19 protein-coding genes are annotated in these 24,318 nt (G+C 42.8%); 1 reads left to right on the top strand and 18 read right to left on the bottom strand.

The window, feature by feature from the left end:
* Positions 1 to 33: 33 nt before the first annotated feature.
* The 7 genes from ACYP5M_RS09610 to hemA all read right to left on the bottom strand — a co-directional run bounded on the left by ACYP5M_RS09610 (position 34) and on the right by hemA (position 8,042).
* Positions 34 to 1,464 carry a LysM peptidoglycan-binding domain-containing protein gene (locus tag ACYP5M_RS09610; protein WP_459734987.1) on the bottom strand — a complete coding sequence of 477 codons (1,431 nt, stop codon included), beginning with the start codon at positions 1,462 to 1,464 and terminating at the stop codon, positions 34 to 36.
* 333 nt (positions 1,465 to 1,797) lie between these two features.
* Positions 1,798 to 3,087, bottom strand: a complete 1,290-nt coding sequence (gene hemL, locus ACYP5M_RS09615) for a glutamate-1-semialdehyde 2,1-aminomutase (protein ID WP_230176788.1) — start codon at positions 3,085 to 3,087, stop codon at positions 1,798 to 1,800.
* A gap of 40 nt (positions 3,088 to 3,127) precedes the next feature.
* Positions 3,128 to 4,120 (bottom strand): porphobilinogen synthase, encoded by a 993-nt coding sequence (hemB, locus tag ACYP5M_RS09620; protein ID WP_260358251.1) that lies wholly within the window; start codon positions 4,118 to 4,120, stop codon positions 3,128 to 3,130.
* Position 4,121: 1 nt separating this feature from the next.
* A complete protein-coding gene (locus tag ACYP5M_RS09625) occupies positions 4,122 to 4,913 on the bottom strand; it encodes a uroporphyrinogen-III synthase (RefSeq protein WP_101222804.1) in 792 nt (263 codons plus the stop codon).
* On the bottom strand, positions 4,913 to 5,845 hold the full coding sequence (gene hemC / locus ACYP5M_RS09630) for a hydroxymethylbilane synthase (RefSeq protein ID WP_101222805.1): 933 nt from the start codon (positions 5,843 to 5,845) through the stop codon (positions 4,913 to 4,915). The genes ACYP5M_RS09625 and hemC overlap by 1 nt, the downstream gene beginning before the upstream one ends.
* 9 nt (positions 5,846 to 5,854) lie before the next feature.
* Positions 5,855 to 6,685: a cytochrome C assembly family protein gene (locus ACYP5M_RS09635; protein WP_133349505.1), complete on the bottom strand. Its 831-nt coding sequence runs from the start codon at positions 6,683 to 6,685 to the stop codon at positions 5,855 to 5,857.
* 10 nt (positions 6,686 to 6,695) lie between these two features.
* Entirely contained in the window at positions 6,696 to 8,042 is a 1,347-nt protein-coding gene (gene hemA / locus ACYP5M_RS09640; RefSeq protein WP_101222807.1) for a glutamyl-tRNA reductase, read from the bottom strand.
* Positions 8,043 to 8,296: 254 nt separating this feature from the next.
* Here hemA and ACYP5M_RS09645 point away from each other — a divergent pair, with 254 nt between their 5' ends.
* On the top strand, positions 8,297 to 8,779 hold the full coding sequence (locus ACYP5M_RS09645) for a LiaI-LiaF-like domain-containing protein (protein WP_101222808.1): 483 nt from the start codon (positions 8,297 to 8,299) through the stop codon (positions 8,777 to 8,779).
* 73 nt (positions 8,780 to 8,852) lie between these two features.
* Here ACYP5M_RS09645 and yihA read toward each other — a convergent pair whose 3' ends face one another.
* From yihA to ilvC, 11 genes are all read right to left on the bottom strand, one after another.
* Positions 8,853 to 9,434, bottom strand: a complete 582-nt coding sequence (gene yihA, locus ACYP5M_RS09650) for a ribosome biogenesis GTP-binding protein YihA/YsxC (protein ID WP_034308918.1) — start codon at positions 9,432 to 9,434, stop codon at positions 8,853 to 8,855.
* Entirely contained in the window at positions 9,431 to 11,752 is a 2,322-nt protein-coding gene (gene lon, locus ACYP5M_RS09655; protein WP_402938777.1) for an endopeptidase La, read from the bottom strand. Before lon ends, yihA begins: the two co-directional genes overlap by 4 nt.
* A 255-nt stretch (positions 11,753 to 12,007) precedes the next feature.
* A complete protein-coding gene (gene lonB, locus ACYP5M_RS09660) occupies positions 12,008 to 13,678 on the bottom strand; it encodes an ATP-dependent protease LonB (RefSeq protein ID WP_101222810.1) in 1,671 nt (556 codons plus the stop codon).
* A gap of 402 nt (positions 13,679 to 14,080) precedes the next feature.
* Positions 14,081 to 15,349 (bottom strand): ATP-dependent protease ATP-binding subunit ClpX, encoded by a 1,269-nt coding sequence (gene clpX, locus ACYP5M_RS09665; RefSeq protein WP_101222811.1) that lies wholly within the window; start codon positions 15,347 to 15,349, stop codon positions 14,081 to 14,083.
* Positions 15,350 to 15,782: 433 nt separating this feature from the next.
* Positions 15,783 to 17,075, bottom strand: a complete 1,293-nt coding sequence (tig, locus tag ACYP5M_RS09670) for a trigger factor (RefSeq protein ID WP_101222812.1) — start codon at positions 17,073 to 17,075, stop codon at positions 15,783 to 15,785.
* Between the two features lie 184 nt (positions 17,076 to 17,259).
* A complete protein-coding gene (locus tag ACYP5M_RS09675) occupies positions 17,260 to 18,294 on the bottom strand; it encodes a tetratricopeptide repeat protein (RefSeq protein WP_452444584.1) in 1,035 nt (344 codons plus the stop codon).
* Positions 18,295 to 18,466: 172 nt separating this feature from the next.
* On the bottom strand, positions 18,467 to 19,066 hold the full coding sequence (leuD, locus tag ACYP5M_RS09680) for a 3-isopropylmalate dehydratase small subunit (protein WP_101222814.1): 600 nt from the start codon (positions 19,064 to 19,066) through the stop codon (positions 18,467 to 18,469).
* A 28-nt stretch (positions 19,067 to 19,094) separates the two neighbouring features.
* On the bottom strand, positions 19,095 to 20,504 hold the full coding sequence (leuC, locus tag ACYP5M_RS09685) for a 3-isopropylmalate dehydratase large subunit (RefSeq protein WP_459734988.1): 1,410 nt from the start codon (positions 20,502 to 20,504) through the stop codon (positions 19,095 to 19,097).
* A 70-nt stretch (positions 20,505 to 20,574) separates the two neighbouring features.
* Positions 20,575 to 21,687, bottom strand: coding sequence for a 3-isopropylmalate dehydrogenase (leuB, locus tag ACYP5M_RS09690; RefSeq protein WP_101222816.1), 1,113 nt, complete (start codon positions 21,685 to 21,687; stop codon positions 20,575 to 20,577).
* Between the two features lie 15 nt (positions 21,688 to 21,702).
* Complete coding sequence (locus ACYP5M_RS09695) at positions 21,703 to 23,238, bottom strand: 2-isopropylmalate synthase (RefSeq protein ID WP_101222817.1); 1,536 nt, start codon at positions 23,236 to 23,238, stop codon at positions 21,703 to 21,705.
* Positions 23,225 to 24,253, bottom strand: a complete 1,029-nt coding sequence (gene ilvC, locus ACYP5M_RS09700; protein WP_101222818.1) for a ketol-acid reductoisomerase — start codon at positions 24,251 to 24,253, stop codon at positions 23,225 to 23,227. The genes ACYP5M_RS09695 and ilvC overlap by 14 nt, the downstream gene beginning before the upstream one ends.
* Positions 24,254 to 24,318 lie beyond the last annotated feature (65 nt).

Raw genomic sequence — 24,318 nt, forward strand, 5'->3', positions numbered from 1 at the left:
GGAGCAGACCATATGCTCTGCTCTCTGTCCCGATCAATTCTTATATGCAACCGCCTTCGGTATATAGATGACTTGCCCTTCATGAACGTTTTGATTCGACTCCAATTCATTGCTGAAAAGTATCGATTGAACCGTAACATCATATCGTTGAGCCAAGTCATCAAGCGTTTCCCCTTGCTGAACAATGCAAACTTTCATCCTTACCAGTTCTTCTTCCTGTTTCCGTCCGAATAAATCCATGATGGAAGGCTGCTTCTCACCATGATCGGCCGTTTCTTTATCATCACGTTCTGCGGCTTGTTTCCTGCCTTTGAAATTCTTAACCTCCTTAGCCGGTGGCGCAGGTCTTTCCCTCTTTTTGAATAGATCGCTTAAGGACGAATGAGATTCCTCTTCCTGCTCCACCTTTACATGTTCATTTAGAATAGGACCCGCTGCAACGCCATCCTCCTCCTGCCGTATGACCTCCTCGGTTTCTAAATTGGAAACAGGGCTATTTTGATGGATGGCTGCTTGACTTGGCTCTTCTACTACTTCTTCTTCTACTTCTTCTACTTCTTCTTTCAATGTCACTCTAGGAACCTCTATCTTCTCCACTGGATCCTGCCTGCTTGGTTCTTCCTCCAGTTTCCCCTCTTCCATGGAAGGTACCTTATCCGTTGGGTCAGACGGATCTCCAATAACTTCTTCCTCTACAGCTTCAGCTTCTTCCTGTCTATGCACTTCCGTTTCCCACTCCTCCTCTTCAGGATATGGTGAAACGGGAATTTCAAAAACTGGGGCACTATGCTGATCGCTTAAATAAATCGGCTCCTTTTCCTCTTCTTCATTTGCTTCAGAAACTCGTTTTGACTCTGCAGAAAAGGGCGCGTATAACTCTTCTTCCTCCTCATCACGGAAAACAGGCTGAAAGTCCGGAATCGGCGGCACTGCAGCCGCATAAGGAATATACGACTCATTTTCCCCATCCGTTTCTTCTTGTTCCTCTGTTTCCCCAACTTCCTGCTCCGTATCGAACCGTTCTTCCACATATGAATCATTATAGATTCCGGTTATCAAAAGATCCGCCTGCAATTTCAAACAGTTATGCTCTGGCAGGGCATAATCAAAGCTTTGAATCGAGACATCGACCTCATCCAATGAGGCAATCCGATTATTCGGAATCGTTATGTCAACCGGAAAACGGTGTGTGAACTCATTTAGTCCATTGAGATGCCTCTCGACCTTTTGAACCGCTTTTGGCAAAAAGGTCTGCGAAAACTCCTCTTCTTCACCATTTTGCGAGTCTTTATATTCACCGCTTAAATCCAACGAGCCTCGTATAAAAACATATTGGTCACTTTCTTGAATCGTCACATTTGGATCAAGCGAAATGGAATATAGCTCAGCCACTTCCTGTCCCTTCTGGAACCAAACGGATTCCTCTAAAGAAAATCGTAAATACGATTCATTTTCTTGCGACAAAAACAACTCCTCCTTTCAGCTTCAGGAAACGGTACCTATACCAATATCAATCTATGAAGGAAGGAAGCCGATTATTCCTTAATTTCATATGCCACACTCGAGACCTTTTATTTCCTGAACCTTTTAAAAAGAAGGGATTCAAATATTTCAGGCTAAAATCATAAGGGATTGTAACAATGGGCATGAAAATCCTGAATGAAACCATTAATTCGACTTTCCACGTACTGATTGAATTCAAAAAAACTGGCTGCCCTTCTCCAAAAGTTCTTGGAAAATGGCAGCCAGTTCAAAGTTATCATTATTCAATTTATCGGTAGTTCGTGAAGCCTTGCATCATTTTTTTAATTTTGCAAAAGCCTGTTCTGCCGCTGTAATGGTCTTTTCGATATCTTCATCACTATGTGCAGTGGAAAGGAATAAACCTTCAAACTGTGACGGCGGCAAGTAGATGCCTTGATTCGCCATTTCCCTATAGTAAGAAGCAAAGAACTCTAAATCGGATGTTTTTGCTGTATCATAGTTTACCACTTCTTCATTCGTAAAGAAAAGTCCAATCATGGAACCGGCACGGTTGAATGTATACGGGACTCCGTACTTTTTCGCTGCTTCCCCAATACCTTTTTCGAGCATATCCCCTTTTCGGGTAAACTCATCATAAGATTCTGGAGTCAATTGGCTCAGCGTTTCAAGACCGGCCGTCATGGCAAGAGGGTTACCCGACAATGTTCCCGCTTGATAGATTGTCCCACTCGGGGCAATTTGTTCCATGAATTCTCGCTTGCCTCCGAACGCTCCTACAGGCAAGCCGCCGCCAATAACTTTCCCAAGGCAAGTCAAATCAGGTACGATGCCAAAATAGCCTTGTGCACAATTATAGCCGACACGGAACCCTGTCATAACTTCGTCAAAGATCAATAGAGCCCCGTATTGGGTGGTCACTTCACGTAAGCCTTCGAGGAAACCAGGTTGTGGCGGAACCACACCCATGTTCCCTGCAACAGGTTCTACGATGATACAGGCAATGTCTTCGCCAAATTGTTCAAATGCGTATTTGGTCGCAGCTAGATCATTATATGCTACGGTAATCGTATTTTTTGCAATGCCTTCCGGTACTCCCGGGCTATCCGGTAAACCTAATGTCGCAACGCCGGAACCCGCCTTGATCAGCAAGGAATCGCCATGTCCATGATAGGAGCCTTCGAATTTCAGGATTTTATCACGGCCTGTAATGCCTCGTGCCAACCTTAGTGCACTCATCGTCGCTTCCGTGCCTGAAGATACCATACGGATCATTTCAATCGAAGGCACCCGTTCAATGACCAGCTTGGCCAGTTCATTCTCAATCAGTGTCGAGGTCCCAAAGCTTGTGCCTGATTCCGCTACCTTTTTCAATGATTCCACGACACGGTCATTCGTGTGACCCAGGATAAGCGGTCCCCATGAAAGAACATAGTCGATATATTCATTTCCATCGATATCATACATTTTTGAGCCTTTTCCGCGCTCCATGAAAATGGGATCCATGTCCACAGATTTGAAGGCACGTACCGGGCTGTTCACGCCGCCTGGCATCAAATTTTTTGCTTCAGCAAACGCTTTTTTCGATTTTTCATATGACCGCATGATTCAATCCCCTTTTTCCATTACAGGTTATATTTTTATATCATTGATTATCTTCGTTTATCCAGCGTGCTACCTCTTTTGAAAAATACGTAATGATCAAGTCGGAACCTGCGCGTTTCAAGCCTGTCAGCATTTCCATCACTATCGCTTTTTCATCAATCCAGCCATTTTGGGCAGCTGCCTTAACCATTGAATATTCACCGCTGACATTATAGGAAACGATCGGAAGATTAAAGTTATTTTTAACGTCCCTGATGATGTCCATGTAGGAAAGGGCCGGTTTCACGATTAGGAAGTCCGCACCTTCAGCAACATCGGATTCAGCTTCACGGAATGCTTCAAGGCGATTGGCGGGATCCATTTGGTAAGTTTTCCTGTCGCCGAATTGCGGCGCACCATTTGCGGCATCACGGAATGGGCCGTAAAAAGCCGAAGCATATTTCACCGCATAGGACATGATTGGGATATCTTCATAACCCGCTTCATCCAGACCTGCACGGATGGCCGCAACAAAACCGTCCATCATGTTGGAAGGTGCAATGATATCGGCGCCGGCCTCTGCCTGGCTGATTGCCGTTTTGGCAAGAAGGTCAAGTGAAGCGTCATTGAGGATTTTTTCCCCTTCTACGACCCCGCAATGGCCATGGCTTGTATACTCACATAGGCAGGTATCCGCTATGACAATAACATCGGGATATTGTTTTTTAATAAAACGGGTTGCTTCTTGCACAAGTCCGTTATGGTGAAATGCCCCTGTACCCTGTTCGTCTTTATCATGATCAAAAGGGACACCGAATAAAATGACTGATTTAATGCCCAGACTCACGACTTCATCCATTTCGGCCCCCAGATTATCCATGGATAGCTGATAGATCCCTGGCATGGAGTTGATCTCATTTTTCACATTTTCTCCGTCGATAACGAAGATCGGATAGATCAAATCCTCTTTATGTAATTGTGTTTCACGGACTAAAGCCCTCATGCCGGCACTTGCACGCAAGCGACGGTGGCGATTGAATGGAATGTTTTTCATTTTAAAGTTCCTCCTTTTTACTTCTTTTCAAAATGAAGCGTATTAACTCAGCAACCATGGCATCCGTCGTATAAACTTCTGGACAGACATCGACGGATAGCCCATGTTTTTCAGCCGTTTTAGCGGCAATCGGCCCGATGCAGGCGATGATGATCCGGTCTATGTATGTATCCAATTCATGGCGTTTCATGATCTGTAAAAAATGATTGACCGTCGATGAACTCGTAAAGGTTATGATGTCGATATCGTCGTTCCTTATAAGCTGCACCAGTTTTTTTTCACTGCTTCGAGGAAGCACGGTATGATAAATAATCACTTCATCACAGGATGCACCAGCTTCATTGATTGCCTCCGCAATAACCGCCCTTGCGAGATTTCCTTTTGCCAGCAACACGCGGGACCCTTTATCAAGCATGGCATTGAACTCCGCCACGAACCCTTCGGCAACAAACTGAGTTGGAACGAAATCCGCCTTATATCCAAGCCGTTTCAGGGCCGCTTCTGTTTTGGAGCCGATTACGGCTATTTTCGGAAGCTTTAAAGGCTGGTTACCAAGAAGCTTAAAGAAGAAATCCACCCCATTTTGACTGGTCAAAATGATCCAGTCATATGTAAGTAACTCATCTAACCGCTGTTGTACATCTTCCAAATGATCAGGAAGAGTGAACTCAAGCAATGGCACAAGAAGCGGCGTTCCGCCATTTTTTTCGATCGACTCTTTTAAACCATCTGCCTGTCCTTTCCCTCTGGTGATTAATACCTGATAATCCTTAAGAGGTTGAAAGGGATTCATTACTGATCAAGCTCTTCTTTTACGCGATCGATCAATTCTTTACCGCCCATTTCGCTAATCTGTTTGGCAGCAGCATGCCCAACCGCCTCGGGATCGGTTCCCTCAACCATTTCTTTATAAATCACCTTTCCATCCGGGGCAGCGACCAAAGCCGTCAAGGAAACGGATCCATTATCTTTTGCCACCGCAAATCCGGCAATCGGTACCTGGCATCCGCCTTCCATTTTATCCAAAAAGGCACGTTCCGCTTCAACCGTTCTTTTAGTTTTTTCACAGGTCAATTTAGCAAGTTCCGCCAGCAGCTCTTTGTCGTCTTCACGGCACTCAATGGAAAGTGCTCCTTGTCCAACTGCCGGAATGCAAATATCTTCATCTAAAAATTCCGTTACGATGTCTTTCTCCCAACCCATTCTTGATAGTCCGGCAGCAGCTAAAATGATAGCATCATAATCTTCCGTTTTCAGCTTATTCAGACGGGTATCGATATTACCGCGAATCCATTTAATTTCAAGGTCCGGCCTTCTAGCCAATATTTGCGCGCCACGGCGCAAGCTGCTTGTACCTATGATGGAACCCGGCTTCAGTTCGGAAAGGTTTTCATGATTTTTTGAAATCAAGGCATCCCGATGGTCCTCCCTCGGTGGTATGCAGCCAATCGTCAAGCCTGGAGGCAGCACTGCTGGCATATCTTTCATACTATGTACAGCCATATCAATTTCTTTATCCAGCATCGCTTGTTCGATTTCTTTAACGAATAAGCCCTTTCCGCCTACCTTGGAAAGTGTTACATCAAGGATTTGGTCACCCTTTGTGACAATTTCCTTCACCTCGAAATCGTATGGGACCCCAAGCTCTTTAAGTTGATCGATAACCCAGTTAGTTTGGGTGATCGCTAATTTACTACGTCTAGAACCGACAATTATTTTTCTCATAGTTTCCTCCTATGTATTCCAAAAGTGGAATGTTGAAAGGCTTCCGAAAAGGAAAAAGTTTATTAACACAATCATGAAAGATCCAATATTCAGAAAGGCTAGCGTCCTTCCATACATTTGTTTCCGAATTTTCAAGTATAAAAACACACTGTAAGCGATAAGCAAAATAAATGAGCCGATGATCTTCATGTCCAGCCAGGATACCCCAGGCACTTTTATATATGCCCATTGAATCCCCAGGATAAGGGAAACCACTAATAATGGAACACCTATTACTGCGAGGACATAAGACATTTGCTCGAGCTTTGTTAGATCGCCGAGTCGAAGCAGGCGTTTTCCCCATTTCTTCCGTTTCAGTAAATCATATTGGATTAAGTATAAAAGTGAAAAAACGAAAGAAAGCGTGAATGCCCCATAGGATAGGATGGCAAAAGTGATATGTATGAGCAGTAGTTCTGAAACCAGGCGCTGTGCAAGCACTTGAGATTCTATCTGAACAGGTGCAAAGGTATGGATGGCCATAACCATGAAACCTAATACATTCGTAAAAAAGACCGTAAAATCGACTCTTAGCAATCGGTTAATGATTAAAGATAACGATATGAGGACCCATGCATAAAAATATAATCCTTCAAAAATCGTCAATACCGGGAACCTTCCCGTTTTCAACACATACAGAAATAAAAAAATTGTTTGCAGTACCCAAACAATAGAAAGCAACCAGAAGGCGACCCTGTTCGCCTTCTGGTTATTATTGAGGAAATCGATAAAATATAAAAGCATACTGATGGCATACAACAATACAGTGGCTTCATGCAATCTTGTCATTAGTAATTCCATATCTACCTCATTACTGGACAGGAACTGGATTCAATAGGGATGACTTGGAGCTGTTCCGTTCTTTTTCATCCGCAACCAGCTGGTCTTCAATCAATTCCTCTAAATGGAAGATTTTCACGAAATTATTTAATTGCTCTTTTGCATTCGGCTCATCTGCCAGCTCTTTTGCATAAAGAATCGGATCTTTCAGCATTTGGTTGATGATGCTTTTCGTATGCTTATTTAAAACTTTTTTGTCACGTTCGCTCAAATGCGGAAGCTTTCTTTCGATGCTTTCCATCGTTTCCTTTTGTATCGATAGGGATTTTTCCCGTAAAGAAGAAATGACGGGAACCACACCAAGTAAATTAATCCATTGATTGAAATCAACGATTTCTGATTCGATCATCAATTCTATTTTCTCGGCAGCTTTTTTACGTTCTTCGATATTGGCTTGCACGATCCCTTCAAGATCGTCAATATCATACAAGAAGACATTTTCCAGCTCAGCCAATGTTGGATCGAGGTCACGCGGCACTGCGATATCGACCATGAAAATAGGACGGCCTTTACGAAGCTTATTGACGAATGACATCATTTCTTTTGTTACAAGGAGATCTTTTGATCCGGTGGAAGTAATCAGGATATCAGCTTCCACTAAAGCGCATTGCAGCTCTTGAAGCTGTTTCGCCGTACCATTGAATCTTTCCGCCAGGTCGACCGCTTTCTGGAAGGTGCGGTTAATGACTGTAATGCTGTCGGCACCATTGCTATGAAGATTTTGAATGGCCAGCTCACCCATCTTACCGGCCCCAAGAATCAAGACATTCTTGCCGTTGAGGCCACCAAAGATTTTCTTGGCAAGCTCGACTGCCGCATAGCTGACGGAAACGGCATTTGTATTGATTTCGGTTTCCGAATGAGCTTTTTTAGCCAATGTAAGGGCTTGCTTGAAGAGATGGTTAAAAACGGTACCGATCGTATCTTCCTTCTGCCCTAACAGATAGCTTGAACGTACTTGTCCCAAAATCTGAGTTTCGCCCAGTATCATGGAATTCAAGCCGCAGGTAACTGAAAATAAATGCTCAACAGCCCCATCGCCTTCATAAATGAACAGATATTTAGAAAATTCTTCTTTATCGATATTAAACCATTCCGAAAGAAATTCCTTTATATAATACCTGCTTGTATGAAGCTGGTCACCGACCGCATATATTTCCGTCCTGTTACATGTTGAAATAATAATATTTTCCAAGATGCTTTTTTTATTTTTAAGAGCTTTCATTGCCTCGGCAAGTTCGGCTTCGTTAAACGATAGTTTTTCCCGAATTTCTACAGGGGCAGTTTTGTAATTTATACCAACCGCTAGAATATGCATCCTTTTGTTTTGCACCCCCAAAATTTTTCATGTAAATTTATTATACCATGTACTAAAATGGTTTTACGCAAATAATATGAACAGTTTATGAATAACGTATGCTACCATGAAAAGACAGCCAAAACGCCCGAAATGCTACAAAAGGTGTCTTAGCAGGATTGGTAAGTTACATACATATTTCGACATTGTGTACAAAAGTACCATATCAAAAATGGCAAAAAACTTCAAGTAATCGAATTGCATAGGAGGATAAAATGAAAACGCAGCGTATTTTCCCAGGAATCGTATTAATCGGTTTCGGGCTCTATTTTTTTCTTGAACATTCCCAAATCGAAATCTTTCCAGGCTTTTTCAGCTGGCCCACTTTATTATGTATAGTTGGTGCAGCCTTCCTGATTCAGGCATATAGCGGTAATGAATATGAGTCCATCCTGCCAGGCGTCATCTTACTGGGTTTCGGGGCTCACTTCCATATCGTCGAGAATCTGGATATTTGGCCGGATAATATAGGTATCTTTATTTTAATCATCTCGCTGGGATTTATTCTCCGGGCACGTAAAACAAATTCTGGAATGTTTCACGGGATGGTAATACTTCTCATCTCGATCACTTTCTTATTCTATGATCAAATCACTTCTTCTTTTGGGCTTGTTGAAACAAGCACTGCGAACATCGAAAGGTTTTGGCCATTTGCGTTGATGGCAATCGGCATTTATTTTTTGGTTCGAAAAAAGTGAGAATTGCCGATTCACATTTTTTGCAAATTCCATGATGAAAAAGGGTATTCCAGTTGCGGAATACCCTTTTCTTTTACATATATTTCTTAAGGACGCCCCAGGCTTGTTCCTTGCCTTCGCCTGTTTCACCAGAGAATAGAAGCAATTCATCTTCTTTTTCCATATTTAGCGTTTGGCGCGTGATTTTCAAGTGTTTCTGCCATTTGCCTTTTGGAATCTTATCCGCTTTGGTTGCAATGACGATCCGGGGCAGATCATAATGCTTCAGGAATTCATACATCGCGATATCATCCTTTGTAGGCGGATGACGCAAATCCACAATCAGAAGCGCAGCGCGGAGCTGGTCTCTGGAAGTGAAGTACGTTTCGATCATTTTTCCCCAAGCATCACGTTCCGTCTTGGATACTTTTGCATAACCATAACCCGGTACATCCACAAAATGGAGTGCTTCATTTATGATATAAAAATTCAAGGTCTGCGTCTTACCCGGTTTAGAGGATGTGCGCGCCAAGTTTTTTCGATTGATCATTTTGTTGATGAAACTGGATTTTCCAACGTTGGAACGGCCTGCCAAGGCAAATTCCGGTATTGGAGTATTGGGATATTGTTCAGGCTTCACAGCACTGATGACAATATCTGAACTTGTCACTTTCATTCGTTCACACCTACCAATGCATGCTCAAGGACTTCATCGACGTGTGAAACTGGAACAAATGTTAATGCTTTACGGACACTTTCCGGGATATCATCAATATCCTTTTCGTTATTTTGCGGGATGATGATTTTCGTAAGTCCTGCGCGATGGGCCGCTAAAGATTTTTCTTTAAGCCCGCCGATTGGAAGAACCCGTCCGCGTAATGTAATTTCGCCTGTCATGCCTACCTCTTTTCTGATCGGCCTATTTGTAAGGGCCGATATTAACGCTGTTGCAATCGTGATGCCTGCAGAAGGGCCATCTTTTGGGACCGCACCTTCAGGGACATGAATATGAATATCATATTTTTCATGGAAGTTCGAATCAATCTGAAGTTTCTCGGTTTTTGAACGGACATAACTGAAAGCAGCCTGGGCTGACTCTTTCATTACATCGCCAAGCTTTCCTGTCAGGATCAGCTTGCCTTTACCTGGTGATAAGGAAACCTCGATTTGCAGCGTATCGCCGCCTACCGATGTGTATGCCAATCCATTAGCTACACCGACTTGGTTCTCGACCTCCGCCTGTCCATAATGGAACATGGTTTTCCCTAAAAACTCCTCGACATTCTTTTCTGATATGACGACCCGCTTTTTATCTCCGGACACGATGATTTTCGCAGTCTTCCGACAGATGCCTGCAAGCTGTCGCTCCAAACTTCGAACACCGGCTTCCCGAGTATAATAACGGATGATTTTTGTAAGAGCTTCCTCACGGATTTGCAGTTGTGTCTTCGTTAAACCATGGTTTTCCAGCTGTCTAGGCAGCAAGTGATCCTTGGCTATATGAAGTTTCTCTATCTCAGTATAACCTGCAATCGAAATGATTTCCATACGATCACGAAGCGGGCCGGGAATCGATCCCAAATTATTCGCCGTCGCCACGAACATGACTTTGGAAAGATCGTAAGTTTCTTCAATATAATGATCACTGAAATTATGATTTTGCTCTGGATCGAGCACCTCCAGCATCGCTGCAGATGGATCTCCCCTAAAGTCATTGGACATCTTATCCACTTCGTCCAGTAAAAAGACTGGATTGATCGTTCCAGCTTTTTTCATGCCTTGAATGATCCTTCCTGGCATCGCCCCTACATATGTACGGCGATGTCCGCGGATTTCTGATTCATCGCGCACCCCACCTAAAGATATACGGACGAAATTCCTATTCAGCGATGAAGCGATCGATTTAGCCAAGCTGGTTTTCCCGACCCCTGGAGGTCCCACCAAGCAAAGGATCGGTCCCTTCAATGAATTGGTCAATTGCTGGACGGCCAGATACTCAAGTACCCGCTCCTTCACCTTTTCCAAACCATGATGGTCCCGGTTCAGGATTTTTTCAGCTTTATGAATATTCAAGTCATCTTTGGTCGCTTTGGTCCAAGGAAGCGAGATCAACCATTCGATATAATTGCGGATGACAGAACTTTCGGCCGAGCTGGAAGGAACCTTTTCATAACGGTCCAATTCCTTTAATGCCGTTTCTTTGATGTGCTCAGGCATTTCCGCTTCCTCTATTTTTTCGTTGAGAACCTCAATTTCCCCTGTTTTTCCTTCTTTATCTCCCAATTCCTTTTGGATCGCTTTCATTTGTTCTCGTAAATAATATTCCTTTTGAGTCCGTTCCATCGAACGCTTAACACGCTGGCCGATCTTTTTCTCGAGAAAAAGAACTTCTTTCTCGTTATTGATGATCTCGATTACACGGCTTAAACGCTCTTTCATATCAATGGTCTCAAGCACTTCTTGCTTCTCCTTCAATTTCAAAGGCAAATGGGAAGCGATTATATCCGCTAATCGCCCAGGCTCTTCAATATCCGAAGTGGACGAAAACGTTTCACCGGTTATTTTCTTGGACATTTTTATGTATTGTTCAAAATAATCCAGTAGTGTGCGCATTAATGCTTGATGTTCAGCATCCTTTTCATCACTGTCTTCATATATTTTAATCTTGGCACCATAATGTGTCTCATAATCGTAAAATTCCATGACTTCTGCGCGGTTCAACCCTTCCACCAACACCCGGATTGTACCATTCGGAAGCTTAAGCATCTGTTTTACCTTTGTTAAAGTTCCCATTGTAAATAAATCTTCTTCACCTGGTTCGTCCAACGAAACATCTTGTTGTGTCGTCAAAAATATAAGATGGTCTTCCACCATTGCTTTCTCAAGGGCTTGTACCGATTTATCTCGGCCTACATCTAAATGAAGTACCATCGTTGGATATACAAGCAGTCCTCTAAGCGGCAGGAGGGGGACGATGATTTCTTTATCAGTCATTTCCTGACACCTCCATCTAATTAGTATCGTCGTTGTAAACTATTTACCCATGTTCTCAACCTTTTAACAATTCTATCCTATTTATATAGAAGTGTCTATTCGTTTACCTTAACACGTTTCGACTGCTATTATTATCTCCAATATTAGATAAAAAAGCACGTCTGAATGCGTGTTTATTTTATACTTCAGGTTTGTCCGGAACGCCAATATGGTCCTTAAAATGCCCCGGTTCTTGTTTTTCCCGGGGCATCTCCTTTATACACTTTCTTTTTTTGATAGGTCCAAGGTTGTGAGGATTTGTTCCGACATCAATTCTTTTTTCAATGCCTGATCCAGCACTTCTTTCACATTTGAAACGGGAATGATTTCTATATCCTTGATTTCAGATAGAAGTGGCTGCATGTTTTCGGCTGGGATGATTACTTTCTTTGCCCCGGCCAGTTTTGCCGCCTTTATTTTCGGAATGACACCGCCGATCGGTTTAACGCCGCCATGAATGCTTATTTCTCCAGTCATTGCCACTGTGTGATCAACAGGGATTTTATAAATGGCCGAGTATATGCCTGTGGCCATTGCAATTCCTGCAGAAGGGCCATCTACTGGACTTCCGCCTGGAAAGTTCACATGGATATCAAATTGACCGGCAGGCACTCCCATCGACCGTAAAACCGTAATGACATTTTCAATTGAACCTTTTGCCATGCTCTTGCGGCGAACCGATTTGCCGCTTCCACCGCCGATACTTTCTTCTTCAACGATACCAGTAATGTTTATCGATCCTTTTTCATCAGTAGCGGCCATGACCGTAACCTCGATTTCCAGCAATGCCCCGCTGTTGGGACCATAAACTGCAAGACCGTTGACAAGACCTATTTTAGAATTCGCTTCTATTTTTCTATCCATTCTTTGTGTCAGCTGACTGCTATGGGCCATCCAATCTATATCTTCTTCTCTGATAAAAGTCCTGTTTTCATTAATTGATATACCAGCAAGAGTCTGAATCATGTTGACAGCTTCCCTGCCATTTCGGGCATAATCCGAGATCGACTGCAAGCCTTTTTCACTGATGGTGATTCCCACTTTATCTGAGGCATTCTTAGCCACGGTGATTATTTCCTCACGGTCAAGTTCACGGAAAAACACTTCTATGCATCTTGAGCGTATCGCAGGCGCGATTTCATTCGGTGTTCTTGTTGTGGCCCCAATCAATCGAAAGTCAGCCGGCAATCCATTTTTAAAAATATCATGGATGTGAGTCGGAATATTTTGATTTTCCTCTTGATAATAAGCACTTTCAAGAAAGACCTTACGATCCTCCAATACCTTTAACAGTTTATTCATCTGTATTGGATGAAGCTCCCCTATTTCATCTATGAACAGTACGCCTCCATGAGCATTGCTGACTGCACCCTGCTTTGGCTGCGGAATGCCTGCCTGTCCCATTGCCCCGGCTCCTTGATAGATTGGATCGTGCACAGAACCAATGAGCGGATCGGCAATCCCCCGTTCATCGAACCTGGCTGTGGTGGCGTCCAATTCAACGAAAACGGCTGAATTCTTAAAAGGGGACTTGCCATTTTTCTTCGCCTCTTCCAAAACAAGTCTGGCAGCTGCCGTTTTCCCTACCCCTGGAGGACCGTAAATTATCACATGCTGGGGATTCGGCCCGCATAAAGCAGCTTTTAAAGATTTAATCCCATCTTCTTGACCGATGATTTCATTAAATGTGCTTGGTCTGACTTTCTCTGCCAATGGCTCTGTTAACGAAATCGATCTCATTTTCCGTAATTGGTCCATCTCCTTACGTGAATCACGGTCAATGGAAACTTTTTGTGTCCGCTGCCCTTTCAATAAGTTCAAAAAATACAATCCAATAATAATCCCAAAAAACAGCTGGATAAACAACGCCAATCCTGTCCAATTCATCGTATTCCCTCCTGCACTCTCCTAGTTTGTCATTTCTGTTAGTATCTCCTTTGGAAGGGCGATATTATCCAAGAAATTCGTGTTGAAAATTTTGGCGTTTTTATCCTAAGTAACAACAAATTGAAAAAAAGACTACCAGGATGAACCGGCAGTCTCAGACTGTAAACAACTCGAAATTAACTGGTTTTACCTACTGTTTTGAGGTTTTAACGTTGATTTCCACTACAGGCACTCGCTTTCCGCGGGCGGTCCGGGAGCCTCCTCGGCGCTCAGCCCCTGCGGGGTCTCCCTTGGACGCGTATTCCCGCAGGAGTCTCGTACCTTACGTTACAATCAACTTTGGTCTATAAACAAAAAGACTGCCAGCATTAACTGGCAGTCTTTCTTTTCCATTCCATATTATCAAGCAGATGTTTTCTTTTCTTGTCCTTTGATGGTTGTACCGTCTTTAAGGACGAGCTTTGGAGATTCATTTTTCGAAATCGTGCTGCCTGTGATTACACATTTTGCTACATCATCACGTGAAGGCAGATCGAACATCACTTCAAGAATGATGCCTTCGATGATGGACCGCAGACCACGTGCACCAGTTTTACGTTCAATTGCCTTTTTAGCAATTTCACTTAGCGCTTCCTGTTCGAATTCCAATTCAACATCGTCTAGTTCAAGCAACTTTTGATATTGTTTAACAAGGGCATTTTTCGGTTTTGTCAGGATTTCAATCAACGCAGCTTCATCCAATTGCTCAAGAGTCGCAATTACCGGAAGACGACCGATGAATTCCGGAATTAATCCGAAACGAAGCAAGTCTTCAGGAAGGACTTTTGAAAGCAATTCTTTTTCTGCAACATCATCCTTTTTCACGTCAGAGCCAAATCCAATGACTTTTTGACCAAGACGGCGTTTGATGATCGGTTCGATGCCATCAAAGGCACCGCCGCAGATGAACAAAATATTGGTCGTATCGATTTGGATGAATTCCTGATGTGGATGTTTACGTCCACCTTGAGGCGGAACGCTTGCAACCGTTCCTTCAAGGATTTTCAATAATGCTTGTTGCACACCCTCACCAGACACATCACGTGTAATAGAAGGATTTTCCGATTTACGGGCAACTTTATCGATTTCATCAATATAAATGATGCCTTTTTCCGCTTTTTCCACATCATAATCAGCGGCTTGGATCAGCTTTAGAAGGATGTTTTCGACATCTTCCCCAACATATCCAGCTTCCGTCAATGAAGTGGCATCAGCAATCGCAAATGGAACATTCAGTAAGCGCGCCAATGTTTGCGCAAGAAGGGTTTTCCCGCTTCCCGTCGGTCCGATCAGGGCGATGTTACTTTTAGAAAGCTCCACATCGTCGACTTTGCTATTGGAATTGATACGTTTATAATGGTTGTAAACAGCGACAGCCAAAGATTTCTTTGCCTGTTCTTGTCCAATAACATATTCGTCAAGAATTTCACGGATTTCCATAGGTTTAGGAACATCCCTGAATTCTACTTCTTCATCAGTGCCCAGCTCTTCTTCGACGATCTCCGTACAAAGTTCTATACACTCGTCACAAATATAGACACCTGGACCAGCAACCAGTTTACGGACTTGTTCTTGTGTTTTACCGCAAAAAGAACATTTTAACTGTCCTTTTTCATCATTAAATTTAAACATGTACGTTCACCCCTTTAAATACTCTTCCAACTCTATTACATAGCGGTACCTAATCGTAATGAAAAAAAACGAGGCACACATCTACTTAAACATTCCAAAATCCCTAGTATGTTTTGCATTTTATCATGTTCTTGGAAGTTTAGTAACAAAAATGCTCACGCGTCCGAGTTGTTAAATAAGTACAATAATCAATCAATATGTATTTGCCCTTTACCAGTATGCCCAAAACTTTGGATTTTTAAAAGCAGGATTTGCTGTATAAATATGTATATGCGGTATTAGAACTAATCTACACTGAAATCCAAAAAAAATCAATCAGGAAATAACCGATATTTGAAATTTACACTAATTCTCAATATGTATAAAACAAGGCACGATTACTCGCGCCTTGTTTTTTTAAAAGGAAATATTTAAATCTACTTATTTATAAAAATTATTTTGCGTCAACTGTTTTGCTGTTTTCTACCAAGAAGTCAATTGCTTTCTTAATTTTAAGATCGCCTTTGATTCCTTCTAAGTTTCCAAGCGCTTGTTTGATCGCATCAACTTCCATATTGTACATAGTAGCCATTTGTGCAAGTTCAGCTTCTACGTCTTCGTCAGTCGCTTCAAGTTTTTCAACTTCAGCGATTGCTTCAAGAGTTAGGCTCGTACGAACTTGTCCTTCAGCTTCTTCTTTCATTTGCGCTTTTAAAGCTTCTTCGTCTTGACCTGAGAATTGGTAGTAAAGTTCCAAATTCAGACCTTGAGATTGAATGCGTTGAGAGAACTCATTCATCATGCGGTCAACTTCATTTGAAATCATCGCTTCAGGAACGTCCATTTCTGCGCCTTCAACAGCTTTACCAATTACAGTGTTTTGAATGAAGTTTTCTTCTTCGTGCTTTTTGTCATGCTCTAATTTATGTTTTGTTTTTTCTTTAAGTTCAGCCAAAGTTTCCACTTCGTCGTCGACATCTTTCGCGAACTCATCATCCAACTCAGGAAGTTGTTTTGTTTTGATTTCGTGAATTTTCACTTTGAATACTGCTGGTTTACCTGCAAGTTCAGCAGCATGGTATTCTTCAGGGAATGTAACTTCGATATCTTTTTCAGCACCAGTTTCAAGACCAACAAGTTGCTCTTCAAATCCTGGAATGAAAGAGTTTGAACCGATTTCCAATGAATGGTTTTCTGAAGCTCCGCCTTCGAATGCTTCACCATCAACGAATCCTTCAAAGTCAAGAACAACTGTATCGCCTTCAGCAACTTGTCCTTCTTCTTTAACGACAAGCTCAGCTTGACGCTCTTGTAAAGTTTTCAATTCGTTTTCAACATCTTCGTCAGTTACTTCAGTATTGAATTTTTCAACTTCAACACCTTTGTAATCTCCCAATTTAACTTCAGGCTTAACTGTTACAGTTGCAGTGAAGATCAGGTTTTCGCCTTTTTCCATTTTCTCGATGTCGATTTCAGGACGATCTACAGGCTGAATTCCAGCTTCTTCGACAGCATTTGCATAAGCATCTGGAAGAATGATATCAAGCGCATCTTGGTAAAGTGATTCTACGCCGAATTTTTTTTCGAACATTTGACGTGGCATTTTACCTTTACGGAAGCCAGGTACATTTACTTGTTTCACTACTTTTTTGAAAGCTGCGTCTAAACCTTCGTTTACTTTTGCAGCGTCAACTTCAATTGTTAGTACGCCTTGATTACCTTCTTGTTTTTCCCATTTTACAGACATGTGTTTCCCTCCAAAAAATCTATATACTTCAATAATAAGCATTGGATGAATATGCTTTGCAAGTGTTAACAAGTCATCCTTCAAATATACCCAAAAAATATTGGGGAAATCGTCAAAATTAGACGAATATACATTACAACCACTACATTATACCACAGGATTAATCTGTTACAACAGCAATAGCTTAAATAATGGGATAAGAAATTTCTTCAATTTCTTTTAAATAGGAAAGAATATCCGCAATGCTTTCCTCATCAGCCTGGTACAGGTCCGCTAAGTCCCTACCGAAAACTTCCCCGGTCATGTATTCTTCCGCCAAGGCATGATAGGCAGCTGCCCATGCAGGCAAGCTTTCAGGTCCGGGTTCAAAAGGGAACAATAAAAAAGAATGACGTTCAATCAAACTATGGACCATTTCAAATAAGCTCGGATTATCCTGACTGATTTCCTCTTCGGTCAGTCCGGTTACCTTCTTATAGAAGTCCGTCTCCTTCAAACTTTTCAATCCCCTTGGTATGACCGACTTCGATTGATTGAATTTCCTCAACGTCACTTCCTCGTTATATTCCTGGTCGATAAGAATGTTAAGGAGCATCGTTTTAAAGAAAGGGTGTCCCTCTTCTTTTTGTAGAAATTTTTCGATTTGAGGGATAAATGGTCGAATATTGATATTCGTTAGTTTTGAAATGACCATTAGCATTTCATTATCCGTTTTCCCTTCAAAAAGTTCATCCTCCTGCAATTCCTCTGAAAGCTGCTGATTTTGCCTTTCCTTCTCCTCTTTTTTATCCTCAAGGGCCCTTTTACTGAACTGAAGCATCTTTTCGAAATGTTCCTCTTTATCAAAAGGAATTTGGCTTTCTTCAAATAGCAGTTCGATCGTCGTGACCATTTCCTGATGCTCGCCTAATTGCAGCAGAACCATCAAATAAATATTGATCAGTTGAAAATAGTCACCGATGCCTTTATTCAGCATCTCTATACACAACTCTTTTGACTCCTTGTAATGCTCAAGTTCGACTAGTGAGACCACTAGTCCCATGCAAACTTCATCATTCTCGGGCTCATACTCCCTAGCTTGGCTGAAAAGCTGTGCAGCCGCTTTAAAGTTTCTGTTTCCAAGCTCATCCAGTCCCTTTGCAATCAGCCTATCACCGAGATTTGGAAAGGCGATAATCTTGGTTTCTTCGGCCTTCTTTTGGTTATTCTCATTATCCATCCTATTTTCCGCCTCACCGTTCGCTTTTTGAGAAACAGTTTAGCATGTAATAGCAGGAAACACAAAATTTATATGGGATGGATGAACACCTTTCTTTCTTTCCCAGATAAAAAAATCCCGCATCCTTTCTAATCAAGAAAGGAGAACGGGATATGACCTTCTTCTATTAATATTAAATGCTCGAAACAGCCTTTTTTTGAGATTCATAGGCAGAAATCTCTTTATCATATTGAAGCGTTATCGAAATTTCATCCCAGCCTTTGATGAGCATTTCCTTCCAATATGGATGAATTTCAAAGCTTGTTTCAAACCCTTGACCATCATTCAATGTCTGATTGGGGAGGTCGATCGTCAACTCATAGTCAGGTGCCGACACTCTCTCCATTAAATAGTTTACTTCAGCCTGGGTTAAAGCGATGGGGACCATCCCATTTTTCATGCAATTACTTTTAAAGATATCAGCATAAGATGGAGCGATGATGATATCGAATCCATAGTCTTTCAATGACCAAGGGGCATGCTCACGCGAAGAACCGCAGCCAAAATTTTCTCCTGCTATTAAAATGGACGTGTTTTGATTATGAGGCTGATTCAATTCAAAATCAGGACGCTTCTGTCCATTTTCATCAAAACGCCAGTTATAGAATAAAAATTCGCCAAATCCGCTTCGCTCAATCCGTTTTAAAAATTGCTTTGGAATGATTTGGTCCGTATCCACGTTTTTACGGTCAAGTGCCGCCGCTCTTCCTTTATATATAGTAATGGGTTCCATTCTATGCACCTCCGGTTAATTCGTATTCTTAATGGACTTGTTCAGTTCTTTTCAAATTCCTAATATCGACAAATTTCCCATGAATGGCGGCCGCGGCAGCCATAGCCGGACTAACCAGGTGCGTTCTTGCTCCAGCGCCTTGCCTGCCTTCGAAGTTCCGATTACTTGTGGAGGCACAATGCTCACCGGACGGAACCACGTCAGGATTCATGCTCAGGCACATGCTGCAGCCCGATTCACGCCATTCGAAGCCCGCAGATTTGAAGATTTCATCCAACCCTTCATCTTCCGCTTGCCTTTTGACGCTTTGTGAACCGGGAACGACCATCGCCCGAACTCCTTTTTGAACAGTTTGGCCTTCGATCATTTCTGCAGCTTGCCGTAAGTCCTCAATGCGCGAATTGGTACACGATCCTATGAAAACATGTTGTACGGTAATTTCCGTGATCGGCATGCCTTCCTTAAGACCCATATACTCAATGGCTCGATTCAGTTCCTTGGGATCCATGATATCTTCCGCGAAGGTAGGCACTTTACCGTCCACGCCACTAGCCATTCCAGGATTCGTCCCCCAGCTCACCATCGGTGGAATCAAACTGCCATCAAGAATGATTTCTTGGTCATAAACAGCATCCTCATCACTGGAAAGTGACTTCCAGTCCTGAACACATCGTTCGAACTCTTCTCCTTTCGGCAAATATTTACGACCTTTCAAATAAGAGAACGTGGTTTCATCGGGAGCTACCAGCCCCGCTCTTGCCCCGCCTTCGATCGACATATTGCAAACCGTCATTCTCTCTTCCATCGACATATCCCGGAAAACTTCCCCACAATACTCAATGATATGTCCAGTACCGAAATTGACGCCGAATTTAGAAATCACATATAAAATGACATCTTTCGCCATCACACCATGACCAAGCTTGCCATTAACCTCAAGCTTTAATGTTTTCGGTTTAGTTTGCCATAGGGTTTGTGTAGCCAAAACATGCTCGACCTCACTCGTACCGATTCCAAATGCAATCGAGCCAAACGCACCATGTGTGGAAGTATGACTGTCTCCGCAGACAATCGTCATTCCTGGCTGTGTAAGCCCTAATTCCGGCCCGATAACGTGAACGATACCTTGATCCGGGCTGTCTAAATCAGCAAGGCGGATGCCGAACTCCTTACAGTTTTGCTCAAGCGCCTCTAGTTGTTTCCTTGCAATATCATCCTCGATGAAATAGCGGTTAACGGTTGGCACATTATGATCCATTGTCGCGAAAGTACGGTCGGGTCTTCTGACTGTGCGTCCTTTTAATCTCAATCCTTCAAATGCTTGCGGAGAGGTCACTTCATGAATATATTGAAGGTCTATATAAATTAAATCCGGTTTATTCTCCTCTTCATTTACAATATGGCGATCCCATATTTTCTCTATTATCGACTTTCCCATCACTATCCCACCTCGATCAATCTTGTATTTTTTTAAAAAACACGGCCTATTGTTAGGCCGTGAAAGAAGTTTATGCGTAAGCTCCCATGATATTGGAAATGGCTTCCTGGTCTAAAAGATTTGCTTTTATTTCTGCGATCATCTCTGAAGTGGATGTAATATTTGGTTGGCCATTTGCGATGTCGCCTGTTCTTAAGCCATATTCAAGGACCGTTTCCACAGCCTGCTCAACGGCTTTCGCCTCATCTTCCAAACCAAAGGATAGACGCAGCATGGAAGCTGCTGATAAAATCGTCCCAATCGGATTAGCCAGGTTTTTGCCTGCGATATCCGGGGCGGAGCCATGAATCGGTTCATATAGATTAGGCCCATTTGTTGATATGGAGGCGGAAGGAAGCATTCCAAGCGAGCCAGTCAATACCGACGCTTCATCGCTTAAAATATCACCGAACATATTCTCCGTCACGATAATATCAAATTGTTTCGGGTTTTTGATCAATTGCATGGCCGCATTATCAACAAGCATATGTTCAAGGATTACATCCGGATAGTCCTTGGCAATTTCTTCAGCTGTCTCACGCCACATCCTGCTTGATTCAAGAACATTCGCTTTATCCACGGATGTTACTTTTTTCTTGCGATCCGATGCTAATGCAAAAGCAAGTTCAATGATGCGCTTCATTTCGCTTTTCTGATAGAAAAGTGTATCGACGACCGCCTCTTGCCCTTCTTTTTCCATGCGCTCACTTGGCTTTCCGAAATAAAGGCCGCCTGTTAGTTCCCTGACAATCACGAAATCCACATCTTCAATGAATTCCTTTTTAAGAGGAGAAGATTCCGACAAGCTGGAATAATAGCTGATTGGACGGATGTTAGCATAAAGATTCAAATCTTTGCGGATTTTCAACAAACCTCGTTCCGGTCTTAGGTGCGCAGGCTGGTCATCCCACTTAGGTCCTCCAACGGCCCCTAATAATACCGCATCGCTGTTTTTACAAATCTCCACTGTTTCATCCGGCAGGGGTGCACCTGTGTTATCGATGGCCCCGCCGCCAATCTCACCATATTGAAATTCAAAATCGTGTCCATATCTTTGGGCAACGGCTTCGAGGATTTCTACAGCGCCTCTTGTTACTTCTTTCCCGATGCCATCTCCTTGAAGCACCGCAATATTCCTTTTCATCGAAATCTCCCCTTCCTATTGTAATACTGCTTTTTCTTCCAGTTCCTTCATGATGATCACTCGGTTCACAGCGTTCAAATACGCTTTGGCGGATGCTTCCAAGACGTCCTGATCAAGACCCCTGCCGCTTGTTTCCACACCGTTATAATCAATTTTTACAAAAACCTGAGCAAGGGCATCCATTCCGCCGCCCACCGATTGAATTCGATAGTCCAGCAAGCTGATCTCGCTGCCCAAACATCTTTCAAGCGTGTTATATAAGGCTTCTACACTTCCTGCACCTGTAGCCGCTTCCTGAATCTCTTCATTATCGCCTTTTTTCAGCGTGACCGTTGCTGTCGCCGTCTGATGGGTACCATGGGAAATCTGTAAGGAAATCATGTCATAAAAACTGATATCCGTCGCTTTCTCTTCAAGCACCAGCGCAACGATATCTTCATCCGTCATGTTCTTTTTATTATCGGCCAATTCCTTGAACTGAATGAATAATGAGTTCATTTCCTCATCCGTTACCGTAAAATTCAACTCTTGTAATCTTTCTTTGAAAGCATGGCGTCCTGAATGCTTTCCTAAAACTAACGAATTGGACGAAACCCCGACAAGTTCTGGTGAAATGATTTCGTATGTCGTTTTTTCTTTTAACACGCCATCCTGGTGAATGCCAGATTCATGTGCGTATGCATTGGCACCAATAATGGCTTTATTAGCAGGTACTTGCATTCCCGTAAGGCGGCTGACCAAATCACTGGTCCTTTTTATTTCATTCAATACAAGACCCGTTTCCGCTTGATAGAAATCTTTACGGATGTAGAGTGCCATGGCCACTTCTTCAAGGGCCACGTTTCCGGCACGTTCCCCAATTCCGTTGATTGTGCCTTCGACTTGCGTAGCTCCGCCTTCGATGGCAGCCAATGAATTGGCCGTCGCCATTCCAAGATCGTCATGGCAGTGTGCGGATAAACTAACTTTATCAATAGAAGGAACATGTTCACGAAGGTATCTGAAAATGTTTCCGTACTCGATTGGAGCTGCATATCCAACAGTATCCGGGATGTTAATGACCTTGGCACCAGCCTGAATGACCGCTTCAACGATTTCAGCCAAATAGTCAAGTTCTGTACGGCTTGCATCTTCTGCAGACCATTGTACGATCGGAAAACGCGCTGCCCCGTACTTGACCATATCAACTGCCTTTTCAATCACTTGCTGCTTCGTCATTTTCAACTTATATTCACGATGAATGGGCGAAGTGGCGATGAAAGTATGCAACCTTGGTTCTTCCCCGCCCCTTAATGAATCCCAAGCTGCATCGATATCTCCTTTTACAGCGCGCGCCAGCCCTGTGACAGAGCTGTTTTTGATTTTGCGCGCGATTTCCTGTACGGAGTTGAAATCCCCTTTGGATGCTGCCGGAAAACCGGCTTCGATAATATCAACACCCAATCTTTCAAGCTGATAAGCAATTTCAAGTTTTTCGGTAAAATTCAAATTTACACCGGCTGATTGCTCCCCATCTCGAAGTGTAGTTTCAAATATATTAATTTTTCGCAACGGCTACCACTTCTTTCTCTTTTTGTTGAGGTTTTACGAATGGCATCATTTTTCTTAATTCACGGCCAACCACTTCGATTTGATGTTGGTTTTCACGATTATTGATAGCATTGAAGACTGGACGATTCGCTTGGTTTTCCAAGATCCATCCTTTAGCGAACTCACCGTCTTGGATGTCTTTCAAGATCGCTTTCATTGCCTCTTTCGTAGTTTCCGTCACAACGCGTGGTCCAGAAACGAAATCTCCCCATTGAGCTGTGTCAGAAATGGAATAGCGCATGTTTTCCATACCGCCTTCATACATAAGGTCGATGATTAATTTAAGTTCATGCAAACACTCGAAATATGCTACTTCCGGTTGGTATCCAGCTTCTGTCAATGTTTCGAATCCAGCTTTCACAAGGGCAGTCAATCCGCCGCAAAGTACGGCCTGTTCTCCAAATAGATCCGTTTCCGTTTCTTCTTGGAATGTAGTTTCCAAACCGCCAGCTCTTAAAGAGCCGATTCCCCGAGCGTACGCAAGGGCCAAATCTTTTGCTTCACCCGTAACATTCTGATAGATGGCGAATAATGCCGGCACCCCTGCGCCTTGTTCATATGTACGGCGAACAAGATGTCCCGGACCTTTTGGAGCGACTAATAGTACATCTACGTCTGCCGGAGGAACGATTTGATTGAAATGGACGTTGAATCCGTGTGCGAACATTAACGCTTGACCTGCGCGCAATACCGGCTTGATTTCTTCTTGGTATACTTTCGGCTGAGTTTCATCCGGTAATAGGTTCATGATCACGTCTGCCTGTTCAGCTGCCTCTTTCACCGTGTAAACATTGAAGCCGTCTTCCACCGCTTTATCGAAGGATTTACCTTTCCTGATTCCGATGATTACATCTACACCGCTGTCACGTAGGTTTTGTGCATGTGCGTGTCCTTGTGAACCATATCCGATTACCGCTACCTTTTTATTGTTGAAGAAATTCTCGTTTGCTTCTGCGTTATAATATACTTTTGCCATAATAATTACATCTCCCTTTTCATCATTGTTTTTTGTTTTGGTTTGTTTTGGTTTGTTTTGGTTTT

The organism is Peribacillus sp. N1 (genome assembly GCF_054600815.1).

What these genes read in the sequence shown, in the direction of transcription:
- hemL (WP_230176788.1), bottom strand. Translation starts at nt 3,087, where the DNA reads ATGCGGTCATATGAAAAATCGAAAAAAGCGTTTGCTGAAGCAAAAAAT.
- hemB (WP_260358251.1), bottom strand. Translation starts at nt 4,120, where the DNA reads ATGAAAAACATTCCATTCAATCGCCACCGTCGCTTGCGTGCAAGTGCC.
- ACYP5M_RS09625 (WP_101222804.1), bottom strand. Translation starts at nt 4,913, where the DNA reads ATGAATCCCTTTCAACCTCTTAAGGATTATCAGGTATTAATCACCAGA.
- hemC (WP_101222805.1), bottom strand. Translation starts at nt 5,845, where the DNA reads ATGAGAAAAATAATTGTCGGTTCTAGACGTAGTAAATTAGCGATCACC.
- ACYP5M_RS09635 (WP_133349505.1), bottom strand. Translation starts at nt 6,685, where the DNA reads ATGGAATTACTAATGACAAGATTGCATGAAGCCACTGTATTGTTGTAT.
- hemA (WP_101222807.1), bottom strand. Translation starts at nt 8,042, where the DNA reads ATGCATATTCTAGCGGTTGGTATAAATTACAAAACTGCCCCTGTAGAA.
- ACYP5M_RS09645 (WP_101222808.1), top strand. Translation starts at nt 8,297, where the DNA reads ATGAAAACGCAGCGTATTTTCCCAGGAATCGTATTAATCGGTTTCGGG.
- yihA (WP_034308918.1), bottom strand. Translation starts at nt 9,434, where the DNA reads ATGAAAGTGACAAGTTCAGATATTGTCATCAGTGCTGTGAAGCCTGAA.
- lon (WP_402938777.1), bottom strand. Translation starts at nt 11,752, where the DNA reads ATGACTGATAAAGAAATCATCGTCCCCCTCCTGCCGCTTAGAGGACTG.
- lonB (WP_101222810.1), bottom strand. Translation starts at nt 13,678, where the DNA reads ATGAATTGGACAGGATTGGCGTTGTTTATCCAGCTGTTTTTTGGGATT.
- clpX (WP_101222811.1), bottom strand. Translation starts at nt 15,349, where the DNA reads ATGTTTAAATTTAATGATGAAAAAGGACAGTTAAAATGTTCTTTTTGC.
- tig (WP_101222812.1), bottom strand. Translation starts at nt 17,075, where the DNA reads ATGTCTGTAAAATGGGAAAAACAAGAAGGTAATCAAGGCGTACTAACA.
- ACYP5M_RS09675 (WP_452444584.1), bottom strand. Translation starts at nt 18,294, where the DNA reads ATGGATAATGAGAATAACCAAAAGAAGGCCGAAGAAACCAAGATTATC.
- leuD (WP_101222814.1), bottom strand. Translation starts at nt 19,066, where the DNA reads ATGGAACCCATTACTATATATAAAGGAAGAGCGGCGGCACTTGACCGT.
- leuC (WP_459734988.1), bottom strand. Translation starts at nt 20,504, where the DNA reads ATGGGAAAGTCGATAATAGAGAAAATATGGGATCGCCATATTGTAAAT.
- leuB (WP_101222816.1), bottom strand. Translation starts at nt 21,687, where the DNA reads ATGAAAAGGAATATTGCGGTGCTTCAAGGAGATGGCATCGGGAAAGAA.
- ilvC (WP_101222818.1), bottom strand. Translation starts at nt 24,253, where the DNA reads ATGGCAAAAGTATATTATAACGCAGAAGCAAACGAGAATTTCTTCAAC.